General features: G+C 48.1%; 7 protein-coding genes. 1 reads left to right on the top strand and 6 read right to left on the bottom strand.

The window, feature by feature from the left end:
- The 6 genes from H7U37_RS14485 to H7U37_RS14460 all read right to left on the bottom strand — a co-directional run.
- Nucleotides 1–268 (bottom strand): virulence RhuM family protein (locus tag H7U37_RS14485; RefSeq protein ID WP_477742905.1); only part of this gene is annotated, 268 nt, incomplete at its 3' end.
- 77 nt (nucleotides 269–345) lie between these two features.
- The gene (locus H7U37_RS14480) at nucleotides 346–822 is read right to left on the bottom strand and encodes a GNAT family N-acetyltransferase (RefSeq protein WP_087171134.1); all 477 of its coding nucleotides are present in this window, start codon (nucleotides 820–822) and stop codon (nucleotides 346–348) included.
- Nucleotides 822–1370, bottom strand: coding sequence for a GNAT family N-acetyltransferase (locus tag H7U37_RS14475; RefSeq protein WP_204876813.1), 549 nt, complete (start codon nucleotides 1368–1370; stop codon nucleotides 822–824). The genes H7U37_RS14480 and H7U37_RS14475 overlap by 1 nt, the downstream gene beginning before the upstream one ends.
- Nucleotides 1371–1504: 134 nt before the next feature.
- The gene (locus H7U37_RS14470) at nucleotides 1505–1957 is read right to left on the bottom strand and encodes a GNAT family N-acetyltransferase (RefSeq protein ID WP_087249498.1); all 453 of its coding nucleotides are present in this window, start codon (nucleotides 1955–1957) and stop codon (nucleotides 1505–1507) included.
- A 6-nt stretch (nucleotides 1958–1963) separates the two neighbouring features.
- On the bottom strand, nucleotides 1964–2878 hold the full coding sequence (locus tag H7U37_RS14465; RefSeq protein WP_204876811.1) for a hypothetical protein: 915 nt from the start codon (nucleotides 2876–2878) through the stop codon (nucleotides 1964–1966).
- Between the two features lie 31 nt (nucleotides 2879–2909).
- Nucleotides 2910–3746, bottom strand: coding sequence for a sigma-70 family RNA polymerase sigma factor (locus tag H7U37_RS14460; protein ID WP_204876809.1), 837 nt, complete (start codon nucleotides 3744–3746; stop codon nucleotides 2910–2912).
- 262 nt (nucleotides 3747–4008) lie between these two features.
- Between H7U37_RS14460 and H7U37_RS16140 the strand changes: the two genes are divergently transcribed.
- A partial coding sequence (locus tag H7U37_RS16140) for a transposon-encoded TnpW family protein (RefSeq protein WP_204876815.1) occupies nucleotides 4009–4136 on the top strand: 128 nt, incomplete at its 3' end.

Raw genomic sequence — 4136 nt, 5'->3', positions numbered from 1 at the left:
AGTTGGTCTGATACCGTTTTCCGTCCGCCGCAGTTGTTTCCATTTTGGAAACAACTGAATCCTCGCTCAGTTCGCCGGATTCAAAAATGTTTTTCAGATGCTTGGAAATAGCCGCTTTCTGTACCTCGAACAGCTCTGCCATTTTTGCCTGCGTCAGCCAGAGATTTTCCTGAAAGAGCAGGATTTCCACCCGCACCTCTCCGTTTTCGGTCTTGTAAAAGAGGATTTCTCTGGTTTCATACGGGGTCAGCCCCTGTTCCTCGCTCATTCCTCGTCACCTCCATATCGTTTTGGTAAGTTTGGATTGTATTTTGTAATTCATTTACAAAATGCCAGGTATTCCATTTACTTCTTTCGATGAATCGTATTGGATTCCCATAGTAAGTTCTTTTCCAAATATACCATATCAATAAGCTGAACGCCGCATTCAAAGATAGGATGATCATAATTGTCCGTGAAAAAGTTTTTGATACGATGGCTTTCTATAAAACCGCATTTCTTATAAAAAGGGAGCGTCAGCTGACTGTCACCCGTCCCCACACGAAGAATACGAAAATTATCACGGTATGTCTGCTCTATAAACTCAATCATCCGTTTTCCGTAGCCCATGCGCTGGCATTCCGGCAGAACAGCAATATTCTTGATTTCAAGAACTTTGCTGCCTTCGTCAGTAACAACACATTCCGCTTTTACGCCATTTTCCTCCAAAACATACATCGTACCTTTTTCAAGATACCGGTCGATCATATCTTCCTGCTCGTCCGCAAGAAAAAGCAGGCTCATGTATCTCTTTTTATTATCCTCAATTTTGCTTATTTTCATCAACTGTCATCCTCACATACTTTACATTCCAACTGGCAGTCATACGGCTCGGCTTCTACATGAGACTGATTGTAGACAGCCGCCTCTGCACAGCCCATTTTGTGATAGAATGCCTGGCTTTCAACGGCTGAATGGGCTGAGATGTACAACTTTTTTGCTCCATGTGCCTTTGCCCATTCTTTCGCTGCTCGAAACAGTGCAGTGCCAACCCCTTTTCCTCGTATATCCTCTGACACATGGATACTTGAGAGGTCAAGGTATCTGTGATTTCCCCCAAAAAGTTTCGGTTCAACTGACACGAAACCTTTCAACACCCCTTCGCAGAAAGCAGCATATACCAATCCACCTGTTGCTGCTGTGTTTCTCAGGCAGGAAACCAGGAATTTATAATCCGCTTCGCTCCAATCGTCAATAAACGGATCATCTTTGATAATCCATTTTCCGTTTTCTTTTCGCCTACATTTAACAACAGTTTGATGCCGTACAAAATGTCTAAATAGCTCTCGGCTTATCTCATTCTCTTGTAAGTTTTTATATATAATCTCCATTTCTATTATCCATGCAGCTCCCTTTGGTGTTTACTTTATTTTCAAATTCTGGATTCCAATAAATGCCGCTCCAATCGAACGCAAAATGATTTATCGGGTCTCTCCAAATGTCTAATTTTTAACGATAACCGTTTCTATTTCAAATCATAAACATACATCCTCGACAAATCTACCTCACCATCGCCCTGCGCCATACACAGGAACTTCCATCCGTAGCGCTCATAGAAGCCTGTGTGGTCTGTAATGAGATATAAGGTTTCCAGGCCAAATGAACGCATATCCTCACAAACATATTCCAGCAGCTTTCCTGCAATTCCCTGACAACGGTAGTTTTCCTCAACATATACCGCGCAGACATTTGGCGTCAAATCCTTGCGGTTATGAAAATCGTTTTCGATGACCCCAATACCACCAATAATCTGCTGATTCTCGACTGCAACATACCACTGCGGAACAATGCTTTTGCCCGTCAAGCACTCCTGTATGCTTCCCGCATATTCTTCAACTGGAATATCCCACTTGGAATGAAACCACTCTGCGGCCTCCGATGCCAGTTCGCTGTGTTCCCTGAGTTTCAGAATTTCCATAGCGTATCATTCCTCCTCATTTCCGCCCTTTTTAGAACGGCTCTTGTAGACATTGTACTGATTCTTGCACCGTGGGCTGCAAAAGGCAGCGTTGGACCGGATGCCCAGGAACACCTTCTGGCAGTGCTTACACAGGCGCAGGGGCTGGTCACCGTCCACCAGCATGAAGCTGAACATCATCTGGATACCCAGCAGCAGGGAATGGAAATCCCAGTAAATGGTAGGCTTATCCAGCAGCTCAATGTGGTAGGTGGGGGCAATCCCGCCAAATGCGGCCATAGCCTTGCGGTACAGCCCCCGTGCGTCCTCATCAAGGGAGTCATAATCATTGTAGTACAAAATGGCGGTACTCAGCGTAAAGGCCCAGTCCTTGAACTGTTGAGCAACCCACTCGTAGGGTTCCGCATATTCCCGCTGGAAGCTCATGTTTTTCGCCATCGGCTCGTCCATGAAGGTCATGGTCAGGGCAATCATCGTCCGGTCACCGGACACATTCCACGTGGATGTAATGCCTTTCTTCACCAAGTCCAGCTGGTCAAAAGGATAAAACAGGGACAGGTATTTGTCCGTCGCCATGGATTCTTCCTTAATGAAGTGGTTTTTGGGCAGGTACACCGCCTCATAGTCCATAAAGGACGGCGTGGTGGGCAGAGCGGTCATCAGCCCCAGCAGGCCGTACCGGGTGATAAACTCCATGATCGCCTTTTCCACTTCTGCTTCCGGCTTGCGCCCCATCATCAGCATCCCCACATTCAGCGCATCCAGCACAATGTTGGGGACCTCTTTCAGCGGATTGTAGACATCCGGCTTTGCGCTCTTGCCGGGGGTGATGTATCGCTTTCCATCTTCCGCCGTTTTCAGCTCGTAGTGATCGTACCGCACCCAATGGGAACGGGACTGTTCAAATAAATTTTTCATCATACACGCCCTTTCTCCTTAATCGTCCCAATGATCAGGGGCGGTTTTTCTTTTTTCTGCGCTTGGTCTTGTTCTCCCGCCGGATCACGGCATTCTTGCCCTGTTTCCTTGCGATTTTCGAGTATTCCTCTAAAAACTGGCGCTCCCGCAAGGTCAGGCTGCCGCCATGCTCCTGCTTGCTGCACAGATGGTCATACATCTGGCGCTGCAATTTTTTGTGGATGGTTTTCCGCAGCTTGCGGATATTGCGATCAGACTGCCCACGAACAGCGGCAAGCCGGGTGGTGCTGTACAGCCGCAAAGAGAGAAAATACAAAACCTCCTTGTGTTCCTCGCTCAGTTCTTCCACCATGCGGGAAATAAAGGGATCGGCGGTCAGGTTGTGCATCTCATAAGGGCAGTCAAACAGGATGTCCAGAAAGTTTCCAGCCATTAGCTGCCGGTATGCGGGGTTGTTCATCCAGCGGGGAATGAGCTTCGGTTCCGGCACCGCCTGATATTCCAGCGGCACATCACCACGAAGGTTTTCATGGTCCCGTTCCCGGCGTTCCCGGTTTCGGTCCAGCTTGTTCCATTCCCCTACAACAACCTGAAAGTCCTTTTCGGTGCGGGCCGCTTCCTCCAGCCGCCGCACAGCTTCCGCCCGAATCTCCCGTTTCAGCCGCTTTTCGCTGACCGGGGCGGCTTCTTCTTCCTCGTCCTCCAGCTCTGCTTCATAGTCGATGGGATGCTCGTCCTGCTCCAGCTCATTTTCCAGCTCGGCCAGACGTTCTTCCGCAAGCGCCTGTTCCAGCGTTTCTTCCGCCCCTGCGTCCCATCCGGTGAAGCCACCTTCGGTATCCAGAAGCTCGTCATCAGACAGATACGCCATGACCCCACCTCTTTTCAAAAAAATATTTTGCGATTTTTCAAAAATGGTTCCGTTTTGCACCCCGGATTTCTCCTATTAGTGAAAGAGTAATCTAAAAATAAGTTACTTGGGTTACATCGGCTCGTTCACGCAGGAGAAAGGGGGCTTTCGCCATGTTCAGGCTTGACACAAAAAAGAAGTAACACAATCGCAGGTTACAAAAAACGGAACTATAACAACAGTATACACCGGATGCGCCGAAAGCGCAAGAAAGAGAGGTTCTATGGCAGATAAAAATGCCGTGTTTCTGACCCGGCACATTGGCAAGACCACCTATAAAGTTCGTGTCTACCTCAGCGAAACCGCCGAGGAAACGATGGAAGATAAAATTCTGCGGCTGATCCGCAACGA

Source organism: Pseudoflavonifractor phocaeensis (assembly GCF_016901735.1).
GTDB lineage: Bacteria > Bacillota > Clostridia > Oscillospirales > Oscillospiraceae > Pseudoflavonifractor_A.
The sequence above is the reverse complement of the archived record's forward strand: the minus strand, read 5'-3'. Positions and strand labels throughout refer to the sequence as shown.

Coding starts and splice junctions, on each gene's coding strand:
- H7U37_RS14465 (WP_204876811.1), bottom strand. CDS start 2,878: ATGATGAAAAATTTATTTGAACAGTCCCGTTCCCATTGGGTGCGGTAC.
- H7U37_RS14460 (WP_204876809.1), bottom strand. CDS start 3,746: ATGGCGTATCTGTCTGATGACGAGCTTCTGGATACCGAAGGTGGCTTC.
- H7U37_RS14475 (WP_204876813.1), bottom strand. CDS start 1,370: ATGGAGATTATATATAAAAACTTACAAGAGAATGAGATAAGCCGAGAG.
- H7U37_RS14480 (WP_087171134.1), bottom strand. CDS start 822: ATGAAAATAAGCAAAATTGAGGATAATAAAAAGAGATACATGAGCCTG.
- H7U37_RS14470 (WP_087249498.1), bottom strand. CDS start 1,957: ATGGAAATTCTGAAACTCAGGGAACACAGCGAACTGGCATCGGAGGCC.